General features: G+C 53.3%; 24 protein-coding genes and 2 pseudogenes. 12 read left to right on the forward strand and 14 right to left on the reverse strand.

What is annotated here, in order from left to right:
* Positions 1-2 precede the first annotated feature (2 nt).
* Positions 3-1,310 (reverse strand): tRNA(Ile2) 2-agmatinylcytidine synthetase TiaS, encoded by a 1,308-nt coding sequence (tiaS, locus tag PYCH_RS00495; RefSeq protein WP_013904873.1) that lies wholly within the window; start codon positions 1,308-1,310, stop codon positions 3-5.
* A gap of 80 nt (positions 1,311-1,390) precedes the next feature.
* Positions 1,391-1,699 (reverse strand): hypothetical protein, encoded by a 309-nt coding sequence (locus PYCH_RS00500; protein WP_048058129.1) that lies wholly within the window; start codon positions 1,697-1,699, stop codon positions 1,391-1,393.
* Positions 1,700-1,832: 133 nt separating this feature from the next.
* Between PYCH_RS00500 and mfnA the strand changes: the two are divergent.
* Positions 1,833-2,743 (forward strand): annotated as a pseudogene (mfnA, locus tag PYCH_RS00505) (tyrosine decarboxylase MfnA); the annotation flags it as partial.
* A 172-nt stretch (positions 2,744-2,915) separates the two neighbouring features.
* Complete coding sequence (locus PYCH_RS00510; protein ID WP_013904875.1) at positions 2,916-4,493, forward strand: hypothetical protein; 1,578 nt, start codon at positions 2,916-2,918, stop codon at positions 4,491-4,493.
* A 33-nt stretch (positions 4,494-4,526) separates the two neighbouring features.
* On the opposite strand, the pseudogene PYCH_RS00515 reads toward PYCH_RS00510, so the two are convergent.
* A pseudogene (locus PYCH_RS00515) lies at positions 4,527-5,385 on the reverse strand (cation diffusion facilitator family transporter).
* A 103-nt stretch (positions 5,386-5,488) separates the two neighbouring features.
* Here PYCH_RS00515 and moaC point away from each other — a divergent pair.
* Positions 5,489-5,953, forward strand: a complete 465-nt coding sequence (gene moaC, locus PYCH_RS00520) for a cyclic pyranopterin monophosphate synthase MoaC (protein ID WP_013904877.1) — start codon at positions 5,489-5,491, stop codon at positions 5,951-5,953.
* A gap of 46 nt (positions 5,954-5,999) precedes the next feature.
* On the opposite strand, the gene PYCH_RS09920 is transcribed toward moaC, so the two are convergent.
* Genes PYCH_RS09920 through PYCH_RS00535 form a run of 4 tightly spaced genes read right to left on the reverse strand, consistent with a single transcriptional unit; the run spans position 6,000 to position 8,151 of the window.
* Positions 6,000-6,143 carry a hypothetical protein gene (locus PYCH_RS09920; protein ID WP_013904878.1) on the reverse strand — a complete coding sequence of 48 codons (144 nt, stop codon included), beginning with the start codon at positions 6,141-6,143 and terminating at the stop codon, positions 6,000-6,002.
* On the reverse strand, positions 6,112-6,771 hold the full coding sequence (locus PYCH_RS00525; RefSeq protein ID WP_013904879.1) for a hypothetical protein: 660 nt from the start codon (positions 6,769-6,771) through the stop codon (positions 6,112-6,114). Before PYCH_RS00525 ends, PYCH_RS09920 begins: the two co-directional genes overlap by 32 nt.
* A gap of 11 nt (positions 6,772-6,782) precedes the next feature.
* The gene (locus tag PYCH_RS00530) at positions 6,783-7,562 is read right to left on the reverse strand and encodes an SDR family oxidoreductase (RefSeq protein ID WP_048058323.1); all 780 of its coding nucleotides are present in this window, start codon (positions 7,560-7,562) and stop codon (positions 6,783-6,785) included.
* Between the two features lie 52 nt (positions 7,563-7,614).
* Complete coding sequence (locus PYCH_RS00535; protein WP_013904881.1) at positions 7,615-8,151, reverse strand: GNAT family N-acetyltransferase; 537 nt, start codon at positions 8,149-8,151, stop codon at positions 7,615-7,617.
* A gap of 48 nt (positions 8,152-8,199) precedes the next feature.
* Here PYCH_RS00535 and PYCH_RS00540 point away from each other — a divergent pair, with 48 nt between their 5' ends.
* Positions 8,200-9,159 (forward strand): transcriptional regulator, encoded by a 960-nt coding sequence (locus PYCH_RS00540; protein ID WP_013904882.1) that lies wholly within the window; start codon positions 8,200-8,202, stop codon positions 9,157-9,159.
* On the opposite strand, the gene PYCH_RS00545 is transcribed toward PYCH_RS00540, so the two are convergent.
* Positions 9,149-10,510, reverse strand: a complete 1,362-nt coding sequence (locus tag PYCH_RS00545; protein ID WP_013904883.1) for an MATE family efflux transporter — start codon at positions 10,508-10,510, stop codon at positions 9,149-9,151. The two genes, PYCH_RS00540 and PYCH_RS00545, sit on opposite strands and share 11 nt — an antisense overlap.
* Before the next feature lie 146 nt (positions 10,511-10,656).
* Here PYCH_RS00545 and PYCH_RS00550 point away from each other — a divergent pair, with 146 nt between their 5' ends.
* The 5 genes from PYCH_RS00550 (at position 10,657) to PYCH_RS00570 (ending at position 18,522) form a co-directional block, all read left to right on the forward strand.
* Positions 10,657-11,409 carry a MinD/ParA family ATP-binding protein gene (locus PYCH_RS00550; protein ID WP_013904884.1) on the forward strand — a complete coding sequence of 251 codons (753 nt, stop codon included), beginning with the start codon at positions 10,657-10,659 and terminating at the stop codon, positions 11,407-11,409.
* Between the two features lie 4 nt (positions 11,410-11,413).
* Entirely contained in the window at positions 11,414-12,640 is a 1,227-nt protein-coding gene (gene hmgA, locus PYCH_RS00555) for a hydroxymethylglutaryl-CoA reductase (NADPH) (protein WP_013904885.1), read from the forward strand.
* A 155-nt stretch (positions 12,641-12,795) separates the two neighbouring features.
* The gene (locus tag PYCH_RS00560) at positions 12,796-14,121 is read left to right on the forward strand and encodes a RuvB-like helicase (protein ID WP_013904886.1); all 1,326 of its coding nucleotides are present in this window, start codon (positions 12,796-12,798) and stop codon (positions 14,119-14,121) included.
* Between the two features lie 205 nt (positions 14,122-14,326).
* Positions 14,327-17,860, forward strand: coding sequence for a chromosome segregation protein SMC (gene smc, locus PYCH_RS00565; RefSeq protein ID WP_013904887.1), 3,534 nt, complete (start codon positions 14,327-14,329; stop codon positions 17,858-17,860).
* A gap of 5 nt (positions 17,861-17,865) precedes the next feature.
* Positions 17,866-18,522 (forward strand): segregation and condensation protein A, encoded by a 657-nt coding sequence (locus PYCH_RS00570; protein WP_013904888.1) that lies wholly within the window; start codon positions 17,866-17,868, stop codon positions 18,520-18,522.
* On the opposite strand, the gene PYCH_RS00575 is transcribed toward PYCH_RS00570, so the two are convergent.
* Entirely contained in the window at positions 18,507-18,941 is a 435-nt protein-coding gene (locus PYCH_RS00575) for a hypothetical protein (protein ID WP_013904889.1), read from the reverse strand. The two genes, PYCH_RS00570 and PYCH_RS00575, sit on opposite strands and share 16 nt — an antisense overlap.
* A gap of 6 nt (positions 18,942-18,947) precedes the next feature.
* Positions 18,948-20,558 (reverse strand): glutamine hydrolyzing CTP synthase, encoded by a 1,611-nt coding sequence (pyrG, locus tag PYCH_RS00580; RefSeq protein WP_013904890.1) that lies wholly within the window; start codon positions 20,556-20,558, stop codon positions 18,948-18,950.
* A gap of 161 nt (positions 20,559-20,719) precedes the next feature.
* Between pyrG and PYCH_RS00585 the strand changes: the two genes are divergently transcribed.
* Positions 20,720-22,141: an acetate--CoA ligase family protein gene (locus PYCH_RS00585; protein WP_013904891.1), complete on the forward strand. Its 1,422-nt coding sequence runs from the start codon at positions 20,720-20,722 to the stop codon at positions 22,139-22,141.
* Positions 22,138-22,854, forward strand: a complete 717-nt coding sequence (locus tag PYCH_RS00590) for an acetate--CoA ligase family protein (protein ID WP_013904892.1) — start codon at positions 22,138-22,140, stop codon at positions 22,852-22,854. Before PYCH_RS00585 ends, PYCH_RS00590 begins: the two co-directional genes overlap by 4 nt.
* A gap of 23 nt (positions 22,855-22,877) precedes the next feature.
* On the opposite strand, the gene PYCH_RS00595 is transcribed toward PYCH_RS00590, so the two are convergent.
* From PYCH_RS00595 to PYCH_RS00605, 3 genes are read right to left on the reverse strand one after another with little or no spacing between them, the layout of a single operon-like run.
* The gene (locus tag PYCH_RS00595) at positions 22,878-23,192 is read right to left on the reverse strand and encodes a hypothetical protein (RefSeq protein ID WP_013904893.1); all 315 of its coding nucleotides are present in this window, start codon (positions 23,190-23,192) and stop codon (positions 22,878-22,880) included.
* Positions 23,189-23,794, reverse strand: coding sequence for a 7-cyano-7-deazaguanine synthase (locus tag PYCH_RS00600; protein ID WP_013904894.1), 606 nt, complete (start codon positions 23,792-23,794; stop codon positions 23,189-23,191). The genes PYCH_RS00595 and PYCH_RS00600 overlap by 4 nt, the downstream gene beginning before the upstream one ends.
* Entirely contained in the window at positions 23,791-24,264 is a 474-nt protein-coding gene (locus tag PYCH_RS00605) for a DUF998 domain-containing protein (RefSeq protein ID WP_013904895.1), read from the reverse strand. Before PYCH_RS00605 ends, PYCH_RS00600 begins: the two co-directional genes overlap by 4 nt.
* Positions 24,265-24,330: 66 nt before the next feature.
* Between PYCH_RS00605 and PYCH_RS00610 the strand changes: the two genes are divergently transcribed.
* Entirely contained in the window at positions 24,331-24,951 is a 621-nt protein-coding gene (locus PYCH_RS00610; protein WP_013904896.1) for a zinc metalloprotease, read from the forward strand.
* Here the strand turns inward: PYCH_RS00610 and PYCH_RS00615 are convergent.
* Complete coding sequence (locus PYCH_RS00615; RefSeq protein WP_013904897.1) at positions 24,923-25,732, reverse strand: GTP cyclohydrolase IV; 810 nt, start codon at positions 25,730-25,732, stop codon at positions 24,923-24,925. The genes PYCH_RS00610 and PYCH_RS00615 overlap by 29 nt on opposite strands.
* Positions 25,733-25,766: the final 34 nt, after the last annotated feature.

The following is a 25,766-nucleotide window of genomic DNA, read 5'->3' on the forward strand; positions in this document are numbered from 1 at the left end:
CCTTAGCGAGAGGAAGGGACCGTTTTATGCATCCCTATCAGTGCCTCAAGAATCTTATCCTCCCCTCCGGGCAGGACGAGGGGCCTTGATATATGCTTCCTTGCGTCGGGCGGAACTTCGTAGATTTTCTTTTCCAAATCACGTGGCATCTCAACTGGTATGAGCTTCTTGGGCATCCTATGGCCACACTTCTTGCACTTTAGGTAATCTCCCTTGCTCTTCATTGTGCCTCCGCAACTGGGGCATTTTGGCTTCCTGTACTCGATTTTGGGTGCGAGCTTAACAGGATAAAACTTCTCGAGGTTGAGCGTCAGAACGCCGTCGTGCTCTTTCACTCCACCGGCGGCGATTATCTCGTCCCCCGGTAGAAGCTTCCGCACGAAGTTCCTGAACTTCTTCGTGGGCTCGAAGGCCGCCACCCTTATCCTGCCGGTCTCGTCCTCCAGCTCGAAGAATACGTGGCGGCCCTTCTCCCAGTAGGGCTTGACAACTATCCCTCTGACGACGGCGCTGTCGTAGGGTTTCAGCTCGCCGATTTTTTTGAAGGTTAGGTGGTCGTCCGTACCCTGATTTGTCCTGTAGAGCTGGTAAAGCGCTACGGGCTCCTCGAAGCGGACTATCTCAAAGGCCTGAAGGACCTTGCCAGCATCGATGCCCCTGATGCCGACTAGAACGGGATCCTTGCCGTGCGGCGCTATGAGGACACTCCGCTTGTAGGGATCAACGTTGTCGTAGGTGAAGGGGTAGAAGAGACGATCCATCTCGAAGACGCTCTCTCTGTCAACCTTCCTCGGCGTCCCCCAGTTCTCAGGCTTCCTGTACGCGAGAAGCTCGTAGGTAAAGTGCTTGAAGGGGTATGCGATGGCGGCGAGGGCCCCTACGATGCCGCGGCCGAGCTTGAACTTGAAGTATTCAGCTCCTGCCCTTCTCGCGGCTTCCTCCGCTTCCTCAACCGTCACGTGCTCCCTAAGGGCCCTAAGGGAGAACTCCCTCAGCTCCTCTGGAATTTCACCCTCGAGGAAGACCACGCCGGGGTTCGTGTTCTCATCTTCTAAATCCGCGAGTTGATTCACGTAGAAGAGCACGATGTCCTTGATCTCTGGGATTAATTCCTCTTCGACCTCGAAGGTCATAGCAACCGCGCCGTTGCCGCGCGTCTTGTAGGGAACGTTTGGGTTTAGCCGGATTAGGCGGGGCAGGTCTAGGGGCTCCCCTAACCGGGACAGCTCCCGGTAGAGTAGCGCGCCGATGTAGGTGGTGCACATCCCCTTTGGCGAGTCCGTATCATCGATGCCTATGTGGAGCTTCATTTCTCTCCCTCTAGGAGCTTTATTTCCTACATCAGGGGTTTAAAAGCCTTCTTAATGTTCTCAAGCCTTACGACATCAATTCAGCTTCCCGAAGGATATCGGGCCGGCGGGCGTTTTATGCCTCGAAACTCGTGGATTCCCATGAGTGCTTTAATAGGCATAATCTTCACTTCCAGAGATTTGGAGGGGAGGCTATGATAAGGCTCCGTCCCCATAATTTTCGGAACCAGTGCTAGGGCCGCAGGAATCGCCACGGTGCTGGTAAGCAGGAGGGGATGGATTCCCCTCGTGACCGCAAAGAGCATGAGCCGCCGGAACAGCCTGGTGTTCTGGCTGAGTTCGGGCTCATAATGATGATGCTTTATTACCCTCAAGATATTCGCCTTCATCTGCCTCTCCGCTCCTCGTCTCGGAGTTCGCCTTCAAGAGATCCCGGTGGTTAGACCAGGCCCTCTTTGCCAGCGTCATAACGGTTTCAATGCTGACGGCTCTGACAACACCGCCGTTCTTTAAGACGTGCATCAAAAGGGCTACGGACACATCGTTTCGGGTGGAACCGGGGCCTATATTCTGGCGGTGAGGACCTTCCGGAACATCGCAGAGGTCGAAAGGCCAGAGCTCATCCTCCCTGAAAGCGCCCACTTCTCCTTCCTGAAGGCGAGCGAGATGCTGAAGGTTAAACTCGTCTGGGCAAAGCTGAAGAAGGATTACTCGGTCGACGTTAAGGACGTCGAGGCTAAAATCACGGACAACACCATAGGAATAGTCGGCATCGCCGGAACCACCGGGCTGGGTGTGGTGGACGACATTCCAGCTTTAAGCGACCTTGCCCTTGACTATGGCCTTCCTCTCCACGTTGATGCGGCCTTCGGCGGCTTCGTGATACCCTTCGCAAAGGAGCTCGGCTACCTCCTCCCTTCTTCGACTTCCGGCTGAAGGGTGTCAAAAGTATAACCATAGACCCCCACAAGATGGGCATGGCCCCCATTCCTGCCGGGGGAATAATCTTCAGGGAAAAGAGATTCCTTGAGGCGATAAGCGTCCCCGCACCATATTTGGCTGGGGGCAAAGTCTGGCAGGCCGGAACCCGGCCTGGAGCGAGCTCTTTAGCCGTCTGGGCGATGATAAAGCACCTCGGCTTCGAAGGCTACAAGAAGGTCGTGAGGAAGGCGATGGAGCTGAGCAGGTGGTTCGCGGGGGAACTGAAAAAAATCCCCGGAGTTTACCTCATCCGCGAGCCTCTCCTCAACATTGTGTCGTTTGGAACGGAGAACCTTGAGGAGGTCGAGGAAGAACTAAAGAAACGGGGCTGGGGCATAAGCGCTCACCGCGGCTACATCAGAATCGTCATGATGCCCCACGTTAAGAAAGAGCATCTGGAGGAGTTTTTGGAGGATTTGCGGGAGGTAACGGTTCATTCTATCAGGTCATGATTAGTGGAAACATTAATCTTGGACACAAAGATACAAGTAGACCACAAGAGGGTTGATGTTGTAGTGGAAGTACTAAAATCGGAAGTTATTGTTTTCGGATTAGGCCTGCCTCTTTTTATATTATCAAAGAGTTTTTAAGAAAGATTCCGAATCGTAATATCGAGGTGATGCCATGAAAAAAACTATTATAGTACTGATAGTAGTTTTATTCTTGGGGAGCATAGCTTCAGGAGCTGCAGTGTATAACATCCCAATAGACTCCAGGGAGTACCTTGGAGCAAAGGTTGAATACAAGAGGAGCCTCCTGCATCCCAGCCTTGAGATTGAGCTTCCGGAGAAGGGATACGGAATAGTTACGGCATCAATCCTTCTTCCAAACGGTTCTCTGATGGAACTTGGAACCTTCTCGGGACGGGATAAAATAAAAATAAGCTATAGCCAGCTCATTAAAGTAATGAAACTCTGGGGCTCTTACTTGAAAAGTGCCAAGCTCGATTCCAGAGCGGTGTCGGCATCACTTCTGCTCTTGGGAACCCTCCGAGATGAAAACAACAACGTGCAGTACTTCATAAAAGCCGTGCCGATTAATGTAGGAGAAGTGCTCGACAAGAGGAGCATTGGGGTGAAGCTACCCAGAGGGGGCTCTAAAATTCTCTACACCAAAAAGCAGATAGAGAAGATGCTCAAATCAATAGAACCCCAAAAGATTAAGGGCAACAGTATTTCAGCGACTACAGAAAACTGGCCGCCAGGCTTTGACTATGATCAGTGCTACCCGAAATGCGATCCGTGGACTGGGTCATGCTACCAAGTTTGCCTTGTATGGAAACTGGAGCAGGTCATAGCCTCAAAATCTAACACCATTATACCCCTCGCCACGTTCCAAGTTACCGGCGACACAGGCAAGATAAACGGGATTACCATAACTACAATGTACCGGCAGAGGACCACCCAGAGTCTGGAACTAATCTTCTCTGCAGCCGCGGCCGTACAAAGAGGAGGTAGCAGCTCTTCCACTGAAGCTGAGATAATAGGAACTTCTTATAGTATCAACACAGAAGACCTTACGATTCCGGAATCTCACATTACAATTTGGGGCTCTGAACTCTCCAATCCTTCTGTAATAGGGGCCGGCATCAAGGGTACCGTCGTGCTGGCAAAATACAGGCTTTACTGGTGGGACGGTCTCGTTTATCAAAAACTCGACGACGTTGCCTACATAATCCTTGGGAAGCCCGATGAAGAGGACATGAGCCTGCAGAAGTTCGTGGAGCACGGGTGGCCAAGCCAATATGGAGGTATTGGAAGGAGGACAATGTGGTTCGTCCACAGCTACTGGGAGCCAACAAGCTATGAAAGCCAACAGGGGGGATTGACAAAACTCGACGTGGATTTCTTATCATCTACCGACACGATTCCCCTCTTTTCAGCATCAATGGTTGCACTTGGGACTCTCAACTACAACAACCTTGAAATCGCACCTTTTGTGATGGCAATAGGAGTTGGGTTCAACACGGACAGCGCGGAGTTCTCGCTGATTCATCTTAACCTGCAGCTAAAAGAGGAGTACAAAAACCACTACGTGGACGGAACTTTCTATTCAAGTAAAGTCAAGTTCCAATATAAGGACAGCCAGTACAGTCTGGCTGGTATGTACGGAGATATTTATGTCTATAGCAGTGGAAGCCTTCCACCATGCGATCCAAGAACGGGGATATGCCCCACTTCAGACGATTTGAGGGGACAATAATCCACTAATCCTTTTCTCTTTCTTATTTGTCAGCTACTTCGTAACCCCCTTTATGTCCACGTGGACAAAGGCGACCTCCACCTCGGGGATTTGCCCTATTCTCTTCTTAACCTCCTCACTGATATCGTGGGCCTCTTTAAGGCTCAGCTCCGGGGGCACCTCAACGTGGAGCTCGACATGGAGCTTGTTACCCACGTAGTGGGCCCTCAGGTCGTGGACGCCGAGGACGTTGGGAACGTTTAAGGCTATCTTCTTTATTCTCTCACAGACCTCGAAGGGTGGCGCCTGGCCTGGAAGATAGCGAACGTTTTCACGGATTATCTCCAGAGAGACCTTAACAAGGAATACCGCGACTACGAGGCCCGCAATGGCATCCCCGTACTGGAAACCCAATTTCTGAGCACCGAGACCAACGAGAACGGCCACGCTGCTCAGCGCGTCGCTCCTGTGGTGGTAGGCATCGGCTATAAGTATCTGGCTGTTGAGTTTCCTGCCAACGTAAACCGAATAGCGGAACATGGCCTCCTTGGAGAGGATGGACAGAACCGTGACGCCGAGCATTATGGAGTTGACCTCTATTGTTCCACCCTCAATAATCCTGTAAACGGCATCGCGACCTATCTCATAGGCCGCTATGAGGAGCGCCTCACCGATTAAGAACGCCACCAGGGATTCGAAGCGAGAGTGGCCAAAAGGGTGGCTCCTGTCGGGGGGGTCTGGAGGATATCTTTATCCCAGCGTAGCCTATGACGCTTGTGATGACATCGCTCAGGGAGTGGACTCCGTCCGAGATGAGGGCTATGCTCGAATATATGAGTCCCACGTTCCCTGCTATGCTGACCCATATCGGCCTATATATTTCCTCCCCGGCATCACCACTTTTTGTGCATATGCACAAAAACGAGTTGGACTGGGTTATGTTTCCTATACCTAAGGCCGTTATGGCAGCTTATTAAGCTTTAAGCTTGTAGCTTAGATAATATCTGGGTGATACTATGAAGCTGACCCATGTCGATGAGCGGGGCGTCAAGATGGTCGAGGTCGGTCACAAGCCCGATGTCATAAGGAAGGCTATCGCCAAGGGCCGGATAAGGCTGAGGGCCGAGACTGTAAGGCTAATAAGGGAGGGGAAGGTGGAGAAGGGCAACGTCCTCGCTGCGGCCCAGATAGCGGCCATCCTAGCTGTAAAGAAGACGCCCGAGCTGATTCCACTCTGTCACCCAATACCGCTGACTGGTATCGACGTGACATTTGAATTCGGTGAGGACTACATCGAGGTCACGTGCGAGGTCCGCGCTCATTACAAGACGGGCGTCGAGATGGAGGCCTTAACGGGCGTAACTGTAGCCCTGCTCACGATTTGGGACATGGTGAAGGCTGTAGAGAAGGATGAGCACGGCCAGTACCCGTTCACGAGAATAGAAAATATCAGGGTGGTGGAGAAGATGAAGGGTGAGTGAGAATGCTTGACGCCCTTTGCGGTTTTCTCGTCGGAGCGGTTTATGTTTATGCTCTCTCCGTGCTCTTCAGGGCTAGGAGTCTTGGGTGGGGCGTTGCAGGGACTGTTGTAGCTTTTGGAGCATACGTCTTCGGGTTCATCGCCGTGAGGAGCGTGGGCTCAGTAGCTAAGTTCCTCGCTGGGATGACCACCGGAGGGCTGCTCGCCTTTCTCTTCCTCTGGAGGCTTGGAAGGCTTACGAAATCCTCTAAAGGCTCTGCGGTGGCGGTTCTCCTTTTTGTCCTCTTTCTTGTTCTTGCGCCGGCGCTTCTTGGGCTTCTCTGATTTTTCCTTTTCGCGATAACCTAGCAGGAGGTATTCGAGAGCCTTCATCAGCTCGCTTCCAGCTATGGCTGTCCCCCCTATCCAAATCCAGGAAAAGTCCTCTCCACTGTTCAGGAGAAGTCCTACCACGGCTGCCAGGCCTATGAGCACGGCGGTTCTAAGGGCTTTTTTGTTCCTCGACTCCTTCATCAAGATGAGGTTCACGAGGGCCTTCTCGCTCCTTACTATATACTCCTTTTCTATCTTAAGACTCCTAACGCCGGCCTCGCTACCTCTGGCAAGAACTTTTCCATCTCTGGCCTTTATCAGGTAGACGAACTTTCCGCTCGTCATCTCTATGAAGGACTCGACAAGGGACTCAAGCTCGTAGCCTTCTCCGAAGAGCTCGGCAATGTGAAAGCCCTTCCGCCTGAGCTCTTTCTCAATTTCTCTCCTCTCCATTTCTGTTTCAGCCTCGATGAGCACGAAAGCTGGTTTGATTAGCCTCTCAATCACTTTCAGACCCCCTAAAGGTTCACAGCTCTAGTCATGGCGCCGTCAATGAGGATTGTCGAACCGAGGAGGTACTCAGCCTCGCCGCTCAAGAGGAAGGCCACAAGGGAACCGAGCTCCTCCCACCTTCCGGTTCTGTGAAGGGGCGTTCTACCAAGGACTTCTCTTTCCCAGACGGCTTCAAAGGGTTCTTCTCTTTCCTCGGCTATCGCCCTCAAGTTCTCCCGGGCACCCGGCGTGTCGAAGCTCCCCAGCAGAACCGTGTAGGCCCTTATACCCTTCCTGCCATAAACCCTCGAAACTCCCTTGGCGAGCTGGACGAGGCCGGCCCTCGTTGCGTCGGCAAGGAGAAGAGGAGGCATTGGTTCTAGGACAGAGGATGAGCTCAGGTACACGAGAACTCCCTTCCTCTTCCGTTCAAGCCACGTCTGGACGAGGAGCGTCGTTAGGTAGCCGGGGGCGACGAGATGGAGGAGGGCCGCCTCTAACCAGTCCATGTATGTCGCCTCGTGGGGAAGGCAGGGCTCGCACCGGACGTTTCCCGCGTTCCATACGAGGGCGTCCACGCCATCAAGGAGCTCCCAGGCCTCCTTGACGAGCTTCTCTAGGTCTCCTTTCTCTTTAAGGTCTGCCCTTACATAGTGGACCTCGCCGTATGAGGACAGCTCCTCGGCGGCTCTCTTAAGGTTTTCCTCACTCCTGGAACTAATCACGACCCTTGCGTTCCGCTTTAGAAGTTCCCGAGCTACATTTAGTCCTATTCCCTGGGAGGATGCCGTGACAAGGACCCCCATGCCACCGAGGTCTATCTTGACGTCCATGTTTAAGATGTCTTCATCGGCTGTATTAAATGTTTCTGAATCTCTCGTAGAAGAGTACGTCAACGAAGCCGTGGCCGGGGACGTAGACGTGCTCCCTCAGCCTGCCAACTAGAATGAAGCCATTCTTTTCGAGCACTCGGATGGATGCCTTGTTTGGAGCGTAAACACGAGCGATGACTTTCCTGAGGTTTATCCACTCGAAGGCGTACGTAAGGGCTAGGGAAACGGCCTCCGTAGCGTATCCTTTTCCCCAGAATTCCTTCGCTAGAAAGTATCCCAGCTCGGCGTAACCGTTCTTGAAGTCGATTCCATGGAGTCCCAGTATTCCAACAAGGCCGTCGCTCCGGTTTTCTAATATTCCGAACACTCTATGTCGCTCCTTTTCTCGCCTGACCCTTTCATACCACTCCATCTCATCCTCGAAGTAGAAGAGGGCGTCTGGGGACGAGAGAAATCTTCTAATGTCCCTATCATTGTACCAGAGCCATACCTTGGGAATGTCCTCTTTGAGAAGGATGCCTAGGGAAACCTTCTTTCCACGAAGCACTATCTGCCTTATCATAGTCATCCCTTTCGGAAGTTTTTATAAGCTGGAATGTCGGAATTTGAAATGATGGAGAAAGAGAAGCTAATAAACATTGTGGAGGGCGTGCTGAGGAGGACAGGTTTCAGGACCGCGAGGTTCAACTTCCGGGGCGGATGCTTCGACTTAGTGGCCAGTAGATACCTCCTGCTCTTATTCATAAAAACCCTCGTCAACATAGATGCCTTCACTGAAGAGCAGGCCGAGGATCTCAAGAAGCTGGCTAAGCTCTTCAAGGCTTCTCCCCTTCTAGTGGGCCTCAGAACGAAGAACGTTGAACTGGAGGAGGGCGTCGTCTACGAGAGGTTTGGAGTATACGCCGTGAGCCCCGAGACCTTATACTCACTCTTCGTGGAGAACGAGCCTCCGCTGATAATGGCTGAGAGAGGCGGGTTCTACGTGAGGATTGACGGCGAGAGACTGAGGCGCCTCAGGGAGGAGCATGGATACACCCTTGGGGAGTTAGCCAACCTCGTCGGGATATCGAGGAAGAGCCTTCAGAAGTATGAGAGGGGAGAGGGCTCCGTCAGTCTTGAGGTGGCTATTAGGCTCGAGGAGGTATTCGACGAGCCCATAGCGAAGCCCATAGATATCTTGGCCGCTAGGCTGGAGGACGTAGAGCTGGAGGCGCGGCCCGAGACGAAGCTTGAGCAAGAGATCTTCGAGAGGTTGAGAAGGATAGGAATGGGTGTCGTGAAAATAAAGAGGGCTCCCTTCAACGCCGTTTCTAAAGAGGAGGAAGAGGACATAAGGCTCCTCACGGGGATAGACGAGAGGAAAACGGGCTCGACGGTTAGGAGGGCAAGGCTCGTCGGCGAGATAACGAAGGTAGTTGGAAGCGAGGGTCTCTTCATTCTGAAGGACGTCAAGGCCGAGGTCGTGAGCGAGGTTCCTCTCCTTCCGAAGAGGGTACTCGAAGAGGTAAGGGACGTAGATGAGCTCATAGAAGTTATTGAAGAGCTGAGAAGGAGCCGGCTTAAATTTTGATTGTCTTCCATCTGCCCTTCCTGAATACCCACCAGAAGAGTAGGGCCGTTGTGAAGGTCTCAAGGGTCATGGCGAGCCAGGCCGCTATGACGCCGAGCCCCTCGAAAGTGAATCCCATAAAGGCGAACCCAAAGCCAAGGAGGTAGGAGGGTACTATTCTGAAGAGGAGCTTGCTCACCGCCGTTACGTACATGGGGCTCTTGGTGTCGCCCGCACCCCTCAGGGCGCCGCTGAAGACAAAGGTCCAGCCGAGAGGGATTTCACTGATTCCGACGATTATAAGGTATATGCTGGCCAGCCTGAGCACATCGGAGTAGTGGGGGTCAGAGGGGTTGAGGAAGGGACGGACGAGGTAATGGGGGAAGGCTATGAGCACGATAGCCATAACGCTCATGAAGAGCGTCACCATCTTGAGGGCCTCCCTCACAACTGCCTCTGCCTGTTCGGGCTTCTTGGCTCCAAGGCTCTGACCGACCAGCGAGGAAGTGGCTATGCTAAAGCCGAAAGCTGGCATGTAAGCTATGCTCTCGACGCGGAGACCAATCTGGTGGGCTGCGAGAGCTATGTTTCCGAAGCGAGTAACTATGCTCATGTAGAGAAAGTTGTAGAAGCTGAAGAGGCCCCTCTCGACCATCGTGGGGATGCCAATGTGGAGCACCTTCCCGATTATATCCAACCTCAGCCTTAGGTCAAGGACTGGCTTGAGGATTAGCTTCTTCCTGAGGAACAGGAACATCCCAACGATGAAGGCGCTCGTTATCCCAACACCCGACGCCCACGCAGCTCCAACCGGTCCTAGCCTAGGAAATCCAAGCTTGCCGAATACGAGAAGGTAGTCGAGGACTGCGTTTACGAGGTTCATCAGGATGTTCAGCTTCATAGGAGTCTTTGTGTCTCCGGCCCCCCTCAAGGCGGAGAAGAAGGCGAACCCCATGAACCTTATCGGATAGAAAGCGAAGAGAACCTTCAGATAGGCGTATCCGAGCTCAAGAACCTCTCCCTTGGCCCCCATAATCCTGAGGACGTCGTCTCCTAGGAACCAGCCGAAGAGCATGATGGGTATGCCGAGTAGGAATGCAAGGCACATGCTCTGCTCGGCGACATGAGATGCCTCACCCATGTTGCCCTCTCCGACTCTCCTAGCCACGAGTGCAAGCGTTCCCGTTGAAACGGCTATCATGACTGGGAACATGAACCAGCTGACCTGCCCCCCTAGTCCGACAGCACCAACAGCCACGGCGCTGACGTGGCCCACAATCATTGTATCAACTAGGTTGAGGAGCGTCTGACTTATGTTCCCCATTATCGCCGGCCATGCCAGCTGCCATAGCTTCTTCCTTATGTCGGTCATAACCTCCACGTTAGATGGCTGTCTAAACGGTGAAAGACCAATGTTAATTTAAAAACCTTTAGGTATGACAAAAACCTTATATCCCTAACTGAACAAAAGTGAAAAATGGCCGTTTAAGGACGGGCAAAGGGCAGGGGCGTGCAAATATGGCAGTTGTTGTGGTTACAGGAAGGGGGGGTGCTGGAAAGACAACGACAACAGCAAACATAAGCACGTACTTTGCTCAAGAAGATTACAGGGTCCTTGCCATAGATGGAGACCTATACCTTCCTAACCTTGGCCTTCACTTCGCCCTTGACAATGTCAAATACACCGTTCACAGCGTCCTCAAGGACCCGAACATGGATCCTGAGTGGGCCATCTACAGGCACAAGGAGACGGGCGTCTACGTTATGCCCGGCAGTTCGAGACTGGAAGACGTACTTGGCATCTCGGGACAGAGGCTCAGGGATCTTGTCGATAACCTCCGATACAAGTATCCCCTAATATTCGTTGATTCACCTACCGGCGTCCCATTTGACACCCTACCTACTTTCGAGGCTGCCAACTACCAGATAATCGTTGTCGAAATAGAGCGATCCCCTATTTATTCGTTTGAGACGATGGTTGAGAACGAGGTTCTCAAGCTAAAGGCCCTCGGAGACCGCTACGGGCTTAAGGTGGGTGTCGTGATAAACAAGGTCAGGGAGGCCGCTGACGTTATAGACAAGATAGTCGAGGTCATAGAGGAGGAGATAGGTGTTCCCGTCCTTGGTGTTATACCCTTCGATGACAGCGTTCCCGAATCCATAAACGCCGGTATCCCTGTTCTCGTTTACAAGCCCCATAGCGATGCTTCTCTGGCCTTCAAGGAGGCAGGTCAGATTACAGAGGAGTGGATTTTCGGCTCGAAGGGGTGATTCTATGGACATCGAAGAGCTTATAGAGAAGGTCGCCCGGGGGGAGATAAAGCTCCATCAGGTGGAGAAATACACGGAGGGTGACAGGAGGCTCGCGACTGAGATAAGGAGGAAGGCCCTTGAGAGGAAGCTTGGCGTTAAGCTGGAGCATATAGGTCACTACTCCATAGACCCCAATGAGCTCATCGGCAGGAACATAGAGAACATGATAGGCGTCGTCCAGATTCCGATGGGCGTAGCTGGGCCTCTCAGGATAAACGGGGAATATGCGAGGGGCGACTTCTACATACCACTTGCAACAACCGAGGGAGCACTCGTGGCTTCGGTTAACAGGGGTTGTTCCGCCCTGACGGAGGCAGGGGGCGTTGTGACGACGCTCCTCGACGACAAGATGACTAGGGCACCGCTCATCAAGTGTCCTAATGCCAGGAAGGCTAGGGAGGTCGCGGAGTGGGTTAAGGCTAACATAGAGTACCTCCAAGAGAAGGCCGTTTCGAAGGTCACACGGCATGGCAAGCTCCGCGATGTTAAACCCTTCATAGTGGGCAAGAACCTCTACATGCGCTTCGAGTTCGAAACGGGCGATGCCATGGGCATGAACATGGTCACGATAGCGAGCGAGGAGATAATGAAGGTCATCGAGGAACACTTCCCAGACGTTAGGTATCTCGCCCTCTCCGGAAACCTCTGTGTCGATAAGAAGCCTAACGCCGTCAACTTCATCCTCGGGCGCGGAAAGACGGTCATAGCGGAGGCCGTTGTGCCGAGGGGGATAGTTGAGAGGAAGCTAAAGACGACGCCCGAGCTGATAGCGGAGGTTAACTACCTCAAGAACCTCGTGGGCTCGGCCCAGGCCGGGGCCTATGGCTTCAACGCTCATTTCGCCAACATAGTCGGAGCTATATTCCTCGCCACAGGGCAGGACGAGGCCCAGATAACGGAGGGGGCTCATGGGATAACGCTCGCCGAAGTTACGCCGGAGGGCGACCTCTACATAAGCGTCACGATGCCGAGCCTCGAAATCGGGACGGTTGGTGGCGGGACGAGGGTGCCTACGCAGAGGGAAGCCCTGAGTATCATGGGTGTGGCTGGCGGCGGGGATCCGCCCGGCGTCAACGCCAAGAAGTTCGCCGAGATAGTCGCGGGGGCCGTTTTAGCAGGGGAGCTCTCACTCTTGGCTGCTATCGCAGCTAAGCATCTGGCCAGGGCTCACAAGATGCTGGGGCGCTAAAGCTCGATTTCCCTAAACTTTGAATGCTCCTTTTTGACGGCACTTTCAACATCTCTTCCAAGCCTCGTAGAGTTCTCCAAAGATAGGCCTTCCGTTACATTTTTAAGGCCCCCATTTTAATAACCAGACGGTAAAAAAGTGTCGGAGGGAGGAGGATGGCCGTCATAGAGGAGCTTCCGACAGTCAAGTTCGAGCGCGTCGGGAGCCACTCTCACATAAAAGGCCTCGGCCTCGACGAAAACGGAAGGGCGAGGTTCATAGGGGACGGAATGGTTGGTCAAATAAGGGCAAGGGAGGCCGCCGGGATAGCCGTGAAGCTCATAAAGCAGGGGAAGCTGGCCGGTAAGGGAATACTCCTCGTTGGACCTACAGGGAGCGGTAAGACCGCGATAGCCATGGGCATAGCGAAGGAGCTTGGAGAGGACGTTCCCTTCGTCCAGATAAGCGGGAGTGAAATTTACTCCGCGGAGGTCAAGAAGACGGAGTTCTTGAAGCAATCCCTGAGGAGGGCGATAGGCGTTAGGATAAGTGAGGAGAAGAAGGTTTACGAGGGTGCCGTCGAGAAGATAGAGCTGAGGAAGACGAGGCACCCCTTCAACCCCTACGTTGAGATACCGGAGAGCGTTATAATAACGCTCAGAACGAAGGACGATAGGAAGACGATAAGAGCTGGCCGTGAAATCGCCTATCAGCTCCTTGAGCTGAGTGTCGAGGAAGGCGACGTTATCCAGATAGACGCCGAAACGGGCAGGGTGTCCAAGGTTGGAACCACGAAGGAGGAGGAAGGTCTCTTCTTCAGGAGGAAGGTGGAGCTCCCGAGCGGCCCCGTGCTCAAGATAAAGGAGTTCACTTACACGGTTACGCTCCATGACCTCGACATCGTGAACGCGAGGGCTGGAGGGATATTCAGCCTGCTCTTCGGTGGCGGCCTTGAGATAAACGACGAGATAAGGGAAAGGGTCGATCAGATGGTTAAGCAGTGGGTTGAGGAGGGCAAGGCCACGCTCGTTCCAGGTGTCCTCTTCATAGACGAGTGCCACATGCTGGACATAGAGGCCTTCTCCTTCCTCGCGAGGGCGATGGAAGGCGAGCTAGCTCCGATACTTATCCTCGCGACGAACAGAGGCGTGGCGAAAATAAGAGGCACGGACATTGAAGCGCCGCACGGCATACCGCTCGACATGCTCGACAGACTGCTGATAATAAACACTGAACCTTACAAGAAGGAGGAGATCAGGGAGATAGTCAAGATAAGGGCCAGGGAAGAGGGTGTGGAGCTCAGCGAGGATGCCCTCGAGTATCTAGCGGAGCTCGGCGAGAAGACAAGTCTTCGCTATGCAGTCCAGCTTCTTGCACCGGCCAGCATAATTGCCGGCGGCAAGCGCGTGGAGAAGAAGCATGTTGAGAAAGCCAGGGAATACTTCGCCGACGTTAAGAGGAGCATAGGCCTAGTTGAGAAGCTTGAGGGGATGCTGAAGTGATATCCTAATCTCCCTTTTCATCTTGTTGTCAAGTGGGGGCTATAGATTACAACGCCAGCCGGTTCTCGGGTGACTATATCAATGCCTACCTTGTCCTGAAATTTTTTCTACCGCTCTGGGCCATCCAATAGTTTTCCAGCCGTTAGTGAATAGTCCCACAAGTTATATATACCTCGGCTCCCCGCCCCGAGGATAGGGGTGCCCCATGCCTTATATAGAGAAGCTTGAACTCAAGGGCTTCAAATCATATGGGAACAGGAAGGTCGTGATTCCCTTCTCAAAGGGCTTTACGGCGATAGTGGGGGCGAACGGCTCCGGAAAGAGCAACATCGGCGATGCAATTCTCTTCGTTCTCGGCGGCCTCTCTGCTAAGGCCATGAGGGCTACAAGGATAAGCGACCTAATCTTTGCGGGCAGCAAAGGGGAGCCACCTGCCAAATACGCCGAGGTTGCGATATATTTCAATAACGAGGACAGGGGCTTCCCAATAGATGAGGATGAGGTGGTGATTAAGAGGCGTGTTTACCCGGACGGCAGGAGCGCCTACTGGCTAAACGGCAGGAGGGCAACGAGGAGTGAAATACTCGACCTTCTCAGCGCCGCCATGATTTCTCCTGAGGGCTACAACCTCGTGCTCCAGGGGGATATAACTAAGTTCATCAAGATGAGCCCCCTTGAAAGGCGTCAGCTGATAGATGAGATTTCCGGCATAGCCGAGTACGACGCCAAGAAGGAGAAGGCCCTCGAAGAGCTGAAGCAGGCCGAGGAGAACCTAGCTCGTGTCGACTTACTCATAAAGGAGGTTAAAAAGCAACTGGACAAGCTTGAGAAGGAGAGGAACGACGCCCTTCGCTACCTTGACCTGAAGGAGAGGCTCGAGAGGGCGAGGGTGGCGCTTCTTCTCGGCGAGATAAAGCGCCTTGAATCCATGATAGATGAGGGAGAGCGGAAGAGGGCCGAGATAGAGGAGGAAGCTCGGAAAATTGAGGTCAGGCTTGAAGAGCTTGCGAGGGCAATCGTTGAGAAGGAGAAGGAGCTGAGAAAGCTTGAGGAGGAGCTGGAGAGAGAAGGAGGGGAGGGTGTCATCGAGGTAACGAGGAGGATTGGGGACGTAAGGTCGAAGATGGAGCTCGCAAAGAGGAACGTGGAGCTCGCGAAGAGGGAAATAGAGGATAGCCAGATGAGGCTCATAAGGGCTAAGGACGAGCTCAGGAAGACGCTCGAGGAGATAGAAAAGACTAAGGGAGCTATAGTTAGGTGGGGCAAGAGGAAAGAGAAGCTCATCGAGGAGATAAGGGCTAGGGAGGAGGAGAGAAACGCCCTCGTGGTGAGGCTTGGCGAGATAGACAGGACGTTCGCGGTCGCCAGGGAGGAGTTCGACACCGTCGTAAAGGAGCTTGAGGAAGCTCGCAAGTCTCTATACGAAGGAGAGGCAAGGATAAAGAGGGCCGAGGAGGAGAAGGAGAGGCTGAAAGCGGAAATCCTCACGGGAGAGGCGAGGCTTCCTGGCCTGAGGGAGAGGGCCGAGAATCTCAGGCGGCTAGTCGAAGAGAAGAGGGCCGAGATTAGCGAGCTTGAACGTCGGCTCTCCTCGATAACCTCCAAGAGGATTAGGGCGGAGGGTGAGCTAGAGAAGGCCGTTAAAGAGCTCGAAAAGGTAAAGGAGGAACTTGAGAAGGCTGAGAAAGAGCTCATAAGGGCCGAGGCTCAAAGCGAGGTGAGGGGAAATCGGGCCGTCGAGGCGCTGAAGAGTGCTGGCATTCCTGGAATCCACGGGGCCCTTGCCGAGCTCATAAAGGTGAAGGACGAGAGACACGCCGTTGCCATAGAGGTCGCCCTTGGAAATCGGGCCGATCACGTGGTTGTGGACGACGAGAAGGTCGCGGAAGAGGCGATAAAGTTCCTAAAGGCAAACAGGCTGGGCCGTCTGACATTCTTACCCCTAAACAAGATTAGGCCGAGGAGCGTGGAGGCAGAGGTGGGCGTGAGGGCAGCTGATCTCGTCGAGTACGACCCCCGCTTCGAGCCCGCCGTCAAGTTTGCCCTCGGAGACACCGTCGTCGTGGAGAATATGGAGGAGGCAAGGCCGTACATAGGAAAGGTCAGGATGGTCACGCTGGAAGGTGAGCTTTTCGAAAAGAGCGGTGCAATAACGGGAGGCTATTACAGGCCGAGGGGACTTAGGGTTGACACGAAGGAGCTTAAAGCGAAGGTTGATGCCCTAAAGGCGAGAAGGGAGGCCCTTGAGGGGAGGGTGAACGCCCTGAGGGTCGAGCTGAGGGCCCTTGAGAGCCAGAGCTTCGAGCTTAGGATAAAGCTTTCTGACCTTGAGAAGGAGCTGGAGTTGGCGAGGAAGGACCTCGAGAAGGTTTTAGCCGAGGAAAGAGCCGTTAGGGAGGAAATCGAGGTAGCTAAGAGAAGAATAAACGAACTCGACACCCTGATAGAGAGGGAGAGAGGTGAGCTGGCGAAGCTCCGCGGCAGAATCGAGAGGCTAGAGAGGAAGAGGGACAAGCTGAAGAAAGCCTTGGAGAATCCCGAGGCGAGAGAGCTCACCGAAAAAATCAGGGCTGTTGAAAAGGAAATAGCGGCCCTAAGGGAGGAGCTCAGCAGGGTCGAGGGCAAGCTTGAGGGCCTTGAATCCAAGCTCGATGAGGAGCTCCTGCCGAGAAAGGCAGCCCTCGAGGAGGAAATAGAGGGGCTCGTCAACAGGATAAATGCCCTGAAGGAGAACATCAGGGAAAACGAGGAAGCCCTCAAGAGGCTTGAGGAGGAGCTAAGGGAGCTTGAGATTGAAGAGGAAAAGATGAAGGGTAAGATTAAGGAGCTGAGAGCTAGGAGGAGGACCCTTGAGGAAGAGATAACTGCCCTAAGGAAGGAGAAGGAGGAGCTCAGGAACAGGCTCCAGACCCTCCAGATAGAGGAGAACACAATCAAAGTCAAGAGCGCCCAGCTGAGGATCCAGCTTGAGGAGAAGAGGAGAGAGCTGAAGCACTTCGACGCGGCCCTCATAAGGTCGGTGAAGGAAGTGTCCCTAGACTTGGAGGTCCTGAGAAAGGAGATAGAAGACATGGAGGCTGAAATAAAGGCCCTTGAGCCGGTAAACATGAAGGCGATAGAGGACTTCGAGGTCGTCGAGAGGCGTTACCTGGAACTCAAGAGTAAAAGGGAGAAGCTTGAGGCAGAGAAGGAGAGCATCATCGAGTTCATAAACGAGATTGAGAAGGAGAAGAAGAACGTTTTCATGAGGACGCTGGAGGCCATAGCGAAGAACTTTTCGGAGCTCTTTGCCAAACTCTCGCCAGGAGGGAGCGCCCGCCTAATCCTCGAAAACCCGGAAGATCCCTTCTCTGGCGGCCTTGAAATCGAGGCTAAGCCGGCCGGAAAGGACGTCAAGAGGATTGAGGCCATGAGCGGTGGCGAGAAGGCCTTAACGGCCCTGGCCTTCATCTTTGCAATCCAAAGGTTCAAGCCTGCCCCCTTCTACCTCTTCGACGAGATAGACGCCCACCTCGATGACGCGAACGTGAAGAGGGTTGCTGACCTCATAAAGGAGTCTTCCAGGGAGAGCCAGTTCATAGTCATAACGCTCCGCGATGTCATGATGGCCAACGCGGACAAGATAATAGGCGTATCTATGAGGGACGGCGTTTCAAGGGTCGTCTCGCTGAGCCTTGAGAAGGCCATGAAGATACTTGAGGAGGCCAAGAAGAGAAATGAGGCAACGATTGGCGGGTGATTTGAATGGAATCCAGGTTCGAGCCCGAGGTAACACCAATTGACATCCTCCTCCAGCTGGTCCAGATGGGCAAGGTGGATCCTTGGAACATAGACATAGTGGACTTGACGGAAAAGTACATTCAAAGGCTCAAAGAGATGCAGGAGCTTGACCTTAGGGTTTCGGCGAGGGCAATCCTAGCGGCGTCGATACTTGTGAGAATGAAGAGCGAGGCCCTGCTGAGGGAGGATGAGGAAGAGAAGGAGCCCGAGGAGGAGCGCATAAGGGTTGAGGTTGACCCCCTCGTTCCGCCTCTCCGAAGGGTTGAGCGTTACTACACGCTGGAGGACCTCATAGAGGCCCTTATGGACGCCCTCGAAGAGGCCGAGAGGAGGAAGCCGAAGAAAAAGAAGAAGGTCGAGATAGAGGAGGAGATATTCGTCGTGGATGACTTCCGCGTGGACATTGAGAAGCACGTGAACAGGCTCTATGAAATAGTCAAAAAGCTCTATGAGGAGACGGGGAAGCCGATTCTCTTCTGGGACCTCGTCTTTGACCCGAGTCCAAAGGTGATAGCCAGGACGTTCCTTTACCTACTCTTTCTCGCCAACATGGGCAAGGTCGAACTAGTTCAGGAGGAGCCATTTGGCGACATCTACATTGTCCCTCAGGCCCAGATGTAGAAGAGCCTCTCGTCCCTCTTTGCCGGCCTGAAAGTTATGGCCAGCAGGGGCCTCCTCTTGCCAACGTAGAGGACCTTTTTCTCATCATTCATGTAGAAGTAGTACTCACCAGGAGGAACGCTTTCGAGGAACTTCTCCGGCCTCGTGAGCTTAGCCAGTCTCCCCTCCGGGAAGATGCACTCGTAAACACCAACTCCCCTAACCTTTTCGAGTATCTCGCCTCTACTCAGCCTCTCGCAATCAAGGGGAACGCAAACGAGGGTCTTCCTGCCGTCCGTGAATGCCACGACGCCCTCTGCAATCTCAATCCTGACGGCTCGCTCCAGAAAGGCCCAGAGGGAAGAATAGATGTGAGAAAGGCTTCTCTTCTTCGCAAGCCTCTTGGCAATCCTCTCCTTGGCATGCCTCGTGAGGAGCATTCCCCGTCACACGTCCACCTTCTCCCTCTTGAACTCCTTGGCCGCCCTTACGAGCCCGTGGAATACTGGGGCAGGCTTCATGGGTCTCGACTTGAACTCTGGGTGGAACTGGGTTGCTATGAAGTACCTCTTGTCCGGGAGCTCCAGTATCTCCATCCTCCTCTCGTCATCGCCGGCGACTCCGCTGAACACGAGCCCTGCCCTCTCGAGCTCCTCTATGTAGTCGGGATTCACTTCCCACCGGTGTCTGTGCCTCTCGTAAACTAGTTCCTTCCCATAGAGGTTGTGGGCTAAGGTGCCGGACTTTATCTTCACGGGGTATGCGCCGAGCCTCATCGTGCCGCCGAGCCTGTCAAGGTTTCTCTGCTCAGGCATCAAGTCGACAACGGGATAGGGTGTTTGTGGGTCTATCTCGGTTGAATGTGCCCCCTTCAGGCCGAGGACGTTTCTGGCGAATTCCACAACGGTCAGCTGGAAGCCGAAGCATATGCCCAAGAATGGGATGTCGTTCTCTCTTGCATACCTTATGGCCATTATCTTACCCTCTGTACCGCGGGCACCGAAGCCGCCGGGGACGATTATGCCATCGACCCCTTCAAGGAGTTTCGTTCCGTGTTTCTCGACGTCTTCAGCTTCAACCCATCTAATCTTAACCTTCACGTCATTGCTCACGCTCGCATGCTTCAGGGCCTCCTTTATACTGAGGTACGAATCGGGGAGCTTGACGTACTTGCCGACGACCGCTATCTCAACGCTCTCCTTGAGGGCCTTGTATCTCGCGACCATCTTCTCCCAGGCCCTCAGGTCAGGCTCTCTCTCTGGAAGGCCAAGCCTCCTCGTGAGGTAACGGCCGAGGCCCTCCCTTTCAAGGAGCAGAGGAACCTCGTAAGTGTCCTCGACGTCGTAGGCGCTGATCACTGCCTCCTCGGGGACGTTGGTGAAGAGACTGATCTTTTTGCGGGCTTCCTCCTCGAGTGGATCCTCGGAGCGGGCCACTATCGCGTCGGGCTGGATTCCGAGGGAGCGGAGCTCTTTGACGCTGTGCTGGGTCGGCTTGGTCTTCTGCTCTCCTACGACCCTGAGCTTCGGCACGTAGGTGACGTGGACGAAGGCGACTTTATCCCTTCCCTCTTCCAGCTGCATTTGCCTCGCAGCCTCGAGGAAGGGCATGCTCTCGATGTCACCGACAGTTCCACCTATCTCTACCACGACTACGTCGTAGTCCTTTGCTATTGCCCTTATCCTTGACTTGATCTCGTCAGTTATGTGTGGGATGACCTGGACGGTGGCGCCGAGGTATTCACCCTTCCTCTCCTTCTCGATGACGGCGGAATATATCTTTCCGGTCGTTATGTTGTGGTCGAAGCTCAAGCTGGTGTCGAGGAAGCGCTCGTAGTTCCCGAGGTCGAGGTCAACTTCACCGCCGTCGTCGAGGACGAAGACCTCGCCGTGCTGGTAAGGGTTCATCGTTCCAGCGTCGTAGTTGATGTAGGGGTCTATCTTGATGTTCGTCGTCTTGAAGCCGCGGGCTTTCATTAAGAGCCCTATGGAAGCGCTCGTTATTCCCTTTCCGAGCCCACTCACGACACCGCCGGTCACGAATATGAACTTCGTCATTTTTCCTCCCTCCTTAATGGTTAGCCCCTCGAATTCCCGGTCTTAAAACCTTATTGTCGATGCAACCATTTCACCCCCATAAAACTTTTATACAGCTCTCCCCATTTTAACTTGACAGAAATTTCACGAAAGGGCCCAATTTTGGATGAAGGTGATGCTCCATGGAGAACGATCGCATAGTTCAGGAGTTGAAGCCCTTTTTTGAGCCGAGGGCCGTCGCAATCATTGGGGCGACCAACAAGAAGGGTAAAGTCGGTAACGTCATCTTTGAGAACTTCAAGCGGAACAAGGAGCGCGGGATATTCAAGGGCAACATATACCCGGTGAACCCGAAGCTCGATGAAATCGATGGATACAAGGTATATCACAGCGTGGAGGAGTTGCCGGATGATACTGACCTTGCCGTAATAGCGATACCCGCCCCTTTCGTCCCCGACACCATGAGGGAGATAGCGAAGAAGGGCATAAAGGCCGTGATAATCATCACTGGCGGCTTTGGAGAGCTTGGCGAAGAGGGCAAGAGGATGGAGCGTGAGATACTGGAGATAGCGAAGGCCAATGGCATTAGGGTAATTGGCCCCAACTGCGTCGGTGTTTACGCTCCAGATACTGGCGTCGATACCGTCTTCCTGCCCGAGGAGAAGATGGACAGACCAAAAAGTGGGCCGATAGCCTTCATCAGTCAGAGCGGTGCATTTGCGGCTGCAATGCTTGACTGGGCGGCAATGGCCGGGATAGGCATTGGCAAGATGGTCAGCTACGGTAACAAGCTCGACGTTGATGACGCCGACATTATGGAGTACTTCATGCACGATGATCAGATAAAGGTCATGACCTTCTACATTGAGGGTGTGAAGGACGGCAGGAAGTTCATGGAGGCCGCCAAGAAGGTCACCAAGGTTAAGCCGGTCATAGCTCTCAAGAGCGGCCGCACGGAGTACGGTGCTAAAGCTGCCTCGTCGCATACTGGCTCTCTCGCTGGGCAGGATGTTATCTATGATGCGGTCTTCAAGCAAACCGGAATAATCAGGGCTGAAGACTTCGAGCACATGTTTGACCTAGCCAAGGCCTTCGCCAAGTGCAAGCTTCCCAAGGGGGACAGGATAGGCATAATAACGGATGGCGGTGGTGCTGGGGTTATGGCAAGTGACGCCGTCGCCAAGTTCGGCCTTAGGCTAGCGGAGCTTAGCGAAGAGACGCTCAAGTTCCTCAAGGAGAAGTTCCCGCCGCACGCCGTCGTCGGAAATCCGACAGATGTCGTCGGGGATACGGACGCGGGGCGTTACAGGCTGGCCCTCGAGGCCTTCGTCAAGGATCCGAACGTTGACGCAATACTCGTCATAGTCCTCTTCCAGGTCCCGCTCCTGAACGAGGAGGAAGTCATAGAGATAATAGCGGACTACGCTAGAAAGAGCGACAAGCCCATAGTTGCCGTAGCCATGGGCGGTAAGAAGACGGATCGCTACGCCAGGATGCTCGAAGAGAAGGGTGTTCCCGTTTATCCGACGCCTGAAAGGGGTGTTAGGGCCCTTGCGGCCCTCGTTCAATACGCGAAGTATCTTGAGAGGGGGAATGCCGAATGAGGGAGGAGGCCCTTGGGGTTATTGAGGAGGTTTTAAAGTCCGGGAGGACCGCCATGGTTGAGTACGAGGCCAAGCAGGTGCTCAAGGCCTATGGTCTTCCAGTTCCCGAGGAGAAGCTCGCCAAGACCCTCGACGAGGCCCTCAAGTACGCTGAGGAAATAGGCTATCCCGTTGTCATGAAGCTCATGTCCCCCCAGATACTCCACAAGAGCGACGCGAAGGTTGTCATGCTCAACGTAAAGAGTCCTGAGGAGCTCAAGGAGAAGTGGGCTCTCATCCATGAGAACGCGAGGAAGTATAGGCCAGATGCTGAGATACTTGGCGTTCTTATAGCCCCTATGCTCAGGCCAGGCAGGGAAATAATCATCGGCGTCACCGAGGATCCGCAGTTCGGCCACGCGATAATGTTCGGTCTTGGTGGCATTTTCGTTGAAATACTCAAGGACGTGACCTTCAGGCTCGTGCCCATAACCGAAAAGGACGCCAGGAAGATGATCAGCGAAATAAAGGGTTATCCAATTCTTGCAGGAGCTCGTGGTGAGGAGCCCGCCGACATAGAGGCTATAGTTGACATGCTCCTTAAGGTCAGCCAGCTCGTGGACGAGCTGAAGGACTACATTAAGGAAATGGACCTCAACCCCGTCTTTGTTTATGAGAAGGGGAAAGGTGCCGTCATCGTGGATGCTAGGATAATACTGAAGGAACGGGCCTGACTCCTTTTCTATTCATTTTTGCTTCACGCCCTGCAGTTTTGCTCCCGTTTCTCGATGTATCCGATGATGTCGTGAATTATGAGGAGGCTTATTCCGGCATCAATCGCCGACAGCACATTGCCCGCCATAAGGAAGAGCAAAGCGAAAAAGAACTCGGAAGCGGCGTAAATGAGAGCTACCTTCACGGCTTTTCTGCTCTCCCAGAGCAAACCCAAGGCCAAGCCTATGCTGAAAAGGCTAAAAGCCAAATACGCTCTTGAACCAAGGGAGTGGGCATAGTAAAGGAGCAATAATCCGTTGAGAAAGAGGAGAGAGGTAGCCAGCTTTAAGGGCTTCATGGATAGCCCCTCGGCAGTTTGTCCTTAACTTCCTCAAGGATTTTCTTAAACTGGCTGGGGCTTGCCCTAACCACTGGGAACTTGGGAACGAAGGGGCATCCGGGCTCCTCCTCGGTGCTTATGTCAAACGTCCCAATTTCCTTAGCTATTTGGACTATCTCTTCCTTGTCAAGCCCTATAAGGGGTCGGATGACGGGAAGGGATGTCGCCGAGCTTATAACCATCAGGTTATCGAGAGTCTGGCTGGCAACTTGTCCCAGGGAGTCGCCCGTTACTATAGCCTTTGCCCCTATTCTTCTTGCATAACCTTCCGCAATGATGTACATGATGTACTTGCAGAAGACGCACGTCCACTTTTCCTTTCCAATCTCCCTTAGTCTGTCAAAGACAGGCTCCTGAACCTCGAAGGCGTCCACGATTTTCGGTTCCTTGACGAGCTCTCCGTGGATTTCTCTGAGTCTTCCCACCAGCCTCCTAACCTTACTCTCTTTGATTTCATCTTGTCTGAAGTGGAGCGGGAAAACCTCCGCACCCCTGCTGGCCATGAGGTGAATGGCGACAGGTGAGTCTATGCCCGAGCTGAGGAGAGCTACAACTCTCATTTTCTCATCCCCAGCCAGAGAATATAAGAGAGTATCGAGCTTGCTCCGAGGAGCTCTGGGATTGCGAGCCCATCAAAGACCCTCATGAGGACGAGCATTCCCAATAGTGTGGCCACTGAAATAATCCTCCAGATTCCACCGTAAAGCCCCATATCCGTTAAGGCTAGTAGGTAGAACAGAACAGCCACTGGGCCATGAGGTTCTGTCTCCTCGGGGAATACTCCTACGAGAAACAGGAAGGCCATTGAAAGGGCCAACAGTTTTCTTTCGAGGGCGAGGGCAGTAATAATTCCCAGTACTCCCAGCCCCATTACAAAGCCGTTGAACATCCAGCCGACTGGATTTTTGACCGATCCCATGTCACTTAGAGCATTCTCGGTGAAGGAGAACCAAGGGTTTTGCCTAAGGACAATGGCAAGCCCCACTACAAAGTACATGAGGAAAAGTATTGCAAGAACCTTTGGCTTCACGTGATCACCCCCACCTTTTCTCCGAAAAGAAAATTTATATACTTGATCCCCTCTTTCAAGGGCCGTATGGATAGAATAGCCTTCGCCTACATGGGGGGTGAGGAGTTCTCTGACGTATTTTTTGAAGTCTACGATAGAGTGAGAAGGTACTTCAGGGACGTTGGACTCGCTATTGTCCCTATTTATGTTGGTCGAATACCCCTTCCCCCTGGTACTCTGGCGAGGGTAGAGACCTCGGAAGGGTATGTTAAGATGTACTCCTTTGAGGCCGTGGTGGAGGCCCTCTACGGCAAGCTTGTGGAGATGAAAGAGAGTGTTCACGATGAGAGCCTTACGAAGATATTCGGCTTAACAACTTATCCCGTCGGCTCCCGCGACCCTCATCTTGATTTCTACAAGAAGTACCTCGGCCTCCAGGTGACTGTGGCCAACTACCACGTCATGGTACTCTCCATGAAGCCCTTCCAGTCTGAAAACAGGTTCCTCTTCGTGGAGCGTGTCTTCAAGGGGGTTCTCCATGAAATAGGCCATCTCTACGGTCTAGATCACTGCAGAAACAGATGTGTCATGAACCCTCCCTCCGACGTTCAGGAGTGGGATTCAAGGCCGCCCACCTACTGCAACTCCTGTCTGAAAAAGCTGAGGGACAGGGAAGAACTCAAACCAATGCCCAGGTTTCCGCTATAACGTCGTGTTTATGTATGCTCTCGTGGCTTGTCACCTTGACGTGAATCTTTCCCCTGAAGCGTTCCTTGGCCTTTGCTAGAATCTCCCTGGCAACATCCTCCACGAACTTAGGATTCTCATACATCTTCTGAACCACAGCGTTCTCGTCCATCGTCTTGAGTAGTGTGTAGGTGGGGGAGCTAAATGAGCTCTCGACGACCTCTATCATGTCTTCCAAGGTGATGTCTTCCCCAAAGTCCGTTCTAACTTCGAGAGTAGCAACGGCCCTCTGAATGTGGGTTCTCCCATCGTTGTTGGCCATTGCGTGGGGGCAGACAGTATTTCCGATAACTGTCACCCTAAGGACCTTCTCGAGCTTTTCATACTCCTTGATTACGCCGACTTCGACATCATAGGGTTCAAGGCTCGTCCGCCCGCTTGCAGGCGTCGTCTTCTCCAGTATCAGGTGTGTCCTTATCCAGACCTCCGCTCTTCTGTGCCTGTGCTTTTTCTCAATCCGCCTTATCACGGCGAGAGCGAGCTCCTCGAGGGAGGTGTGAGAGAGCATGACCTCTTCCTCGACGGCTTCGCTCATGGCCTCGGTTATGCTCTCGACGAGGCGGCTCATATGAATGCCCTTTTTGTCCTCAGGAACGTCTATTGTAACTTCAAAGGTCGGAATGAACGTGTAGACCCTCCCCTTCCAATTTATTTTTGCCACGGTCCTGAGATTGGTAATTCCAACGCGGTGAAGCCTTTCTTTAATGTCTGGAGGCTCCTCTTGGGTTTCATAAAACCTCATACCCTCACCTAGAAACCCTTTGGTGGGAAGTTTT

It is taken from the genome of Pyrococcus yayanosii CH1 (assembly GCF_000215995.1).
Taxonomy (GTDB): Archaea; Methanobacteriota_B; Thermococci; order Thermococcales; family Thermococcaceae; genus Pyrococcus; species Pyrococcus yayanosii.

What these genes read in the sequence shown, in the direction of transcription:
- tiaS (WP_013904873.1), bottom strand. Translation starts at nt 1,310, where the DNA reads ATGAAGCTCCACATAGGCATCGATGATACGGACTCGCCAAAGGGGATG.
- PYCH_RS00500 (WP_048058129.1), bottom strand. Translation starts at nt 1,699, where the DNA reads ATGAAGGCGAATATCTTGAGGGTAATAAAGCATCATCATTATGAGCCC.
- PYCH_RS00510 (WP_013904875.1), top strand. Translation starts at nt 2,916, where the DNA reads ATGAAAAAAACTATTATAGTACTGATAGTAGTTTTATTCTTGGGGAGC.
- moaC (WP_013904877.1), top strand. Translation starts at nt 5,489, where the DNA reads ATGAAGCTGACCCATGTCGATGAGCGGGGCGTCAAGATGGTCGAGGTC.
- PYCH_RS00530 (WP_048058323.1), bottom strand. Translation starts at nt 7,562, where the DNA reads ATGGGGGTCCTTGTCACGGCATCCTCCCAGGGAATAGGACTAAATGTA.
- PYCH_RS00535 (WP_013904881.1), bottom strand. Translation starts at nt 8,151, where the DNA reads ATGATAAGGCAGATAGTGCTTCGTGGAAAGAAGGTTTCCCTAGGCATC.
- PYCH_RS00540 (WP_013904882.1), top strand. Translation starts at nt 8,200, where the DNA reads ATGATGGAGAAAGAGAAGCTAATAAACATTGTGGAGGGCGTGCTGAGG.
- PYCH_RS00545 (WP_013904883.1), bottom strand. Translation starts at nt 10,510, where the DNA reads ATGACCGACATAAGGAAGAAGCTATGGCAGCTGGCATGGCCGGCGATA.
- PYCH_RS00550 (WP_013904884.1), top strand. Translation starts at nt 10,657, where the DNA reads ATGGCAGTTGTTGTGGTTACAGGAAGGGGGGGTGCTGGAAAGACAACG.
- hmgA (WP_013904885.1), top strand. Translation starts at nt 11,414, where the DNA reads ATGGACATCGAAGAGCTTATAGAGAAGGTCGCCCGGGGGGAGATAAAG.
- PYCH_RS00560 (WP_013904886.1), top strand. Translation starts at nt 12,796, where the DNA reads ATGGCCGTCATAGAGGAGCTTCCGACAGTCAAGTTCGAGCGCGTCGGG.
- smc (WP_013904887.1), top strand. Translation starts at nt 14,327, where the DNA reads ATGCCTTATATAGAGAAGCTTGAACTCAAGGGCTTCAAATCATATGGG.
- PYCH_RS00570 (WP_013904888.1), top strand. Translation starts at nt 17,866, where the DNA reads ATGGAATCCAGGTTCGAGCCCGAGGTAACACCAATTGACATCCTCCTC.
- PYCH_RS00575 (WP_013904889.1), bottom strand. Translation starts at nt 18,941, where the DNA reads ATGCTCCTCACGAGGCATGCCAAGGAGAGGATTGCCAAGAGGCTTGCG.
- pyrG (WP_013904890.1), bottom strand. Translation starts at nt 20,558, where the DNA reads ATGACGAAGTTCATATTCGTGACCGGCGGTGTCGTGAGTGGGCTCGGA.
- PYCH_RS00585 (WP_013904891.1), top strand. Translation starts at nt 20,720, where the DNA reads ATGGAGAACGATCGCATAGTTCAGGAGTTGAAGCCCTTTTTTGAGCCG.
- PYCH_RS00590 (WP_013904892.1), top strand. Translation starts at nt 22,138, where the DNA reads ATGAGGGAGGAGGCCCTTGGGGTTATTGAGGAGGTTTTAAAGTCCGGG.
- PYCH_RS00595 (WP_013904893.1), bottom strand. Translation starts at nt 23,192, where the DNA reads ATGAAGCCCTTAAAGCTGGCTACCTCTCTCCTCTTTCTCAACGGATTA.
- PYCH_RS00600 (WP_013904894.1), bottom strand. Translation starts at nt 23,794, where the DNA reads ATGAGAGTTGTAGCTCTCCTCAGCTCGGGCATAGACTCACCTGTCGCC.
- PYCH_RS00610 (WP_013904896.1), top strand. Translation starts at nt 24,331, where the DNA reads ATGGATAGAATAGCCTTCGCCTACATGGGGGGTGAGGAGTTCTCTGAC.
- PYCH_RS00615 (WP_013904897.1), bottom strand. Translation starts at nt 25,732, where the DNA reads ATGAGGTTTTATGAAACCCAAGAGGAGCCTCCAGACATTAAAGAAAGG.